1 protein-coding gene is annotated in these 539 nt (G+C 70.1%); it reads left to right on the top strand.

Annotation, left to right across the window (positions count from 1 at the left end; translation table 11 throughout):
• A partial coding sequence (locus ACTIF6_RS26845) for a TRAP transporter large permease subunit (RefSeq protein WP_439590749.1) occupies positions 1-539 on the top strand: 539 nt, incomplete at both ends.

Here is a 539-nt window from a genome sequence, read left to right as displayed (position 1 = left end):
CGAGCGCGGCGACCTGCGCCACCATCGGCAAGATGAGCCTGCCCGAGCTCAAGCGCCGCGGCTATCCCGACGACATGGTGATCGGCACGCTGGCCGGCGCCGGCACGCTGGGCCTGCTGATCCCGCCGTCGATCATCATGATCGTCTACGGCGTCAGCGCCGACGTGTCGATCGCGCGGCTGTTCATCGCGGGCATCGTGCCGGGCATCCTGCTGGCGCTGCTGTTCTCGGGCTACATCGCGTTCTGGGCCCTGCGCCATCCCGAGCGCGTGCCGCCCGCGGACGCCAGGCTGCCCTTCGTCGAGAAGCTCAAGGCCTCGATGTCGCTGATCCCGGTGGCGCTGCTGATCGCCGCGGTGCTGGGTTCGATCTACGCGGGCATCGCCACGGCCACCGAGGCCGCGGCCGTGGGCGTGGTGGGCGCGATGGTGATCTCGGGCGTGCAGGGCTCGTTGTCCTGGCACAGCTTCAAGGAAGCGCTGCTGGGCGCGACGCGCCTCTATTGCATGATGGCGCTGATCCTCGCGGGCGCGGCCTTC

This window comes from Hydrogenophaga sp. (assembly GCF_051860785.1).
Taxonomy (GTDB): Bacteria; Pseudomonadota; Gammaproteobacteria; order Burkholderiales; family Burkholderiaceae_C; genus Hydrogenophaga.
The sequence above is the reverse complement of the archived record's forward strand: the minus strand, read 5'-3'. Positions and strand labels throughout refer to the sequence as shown.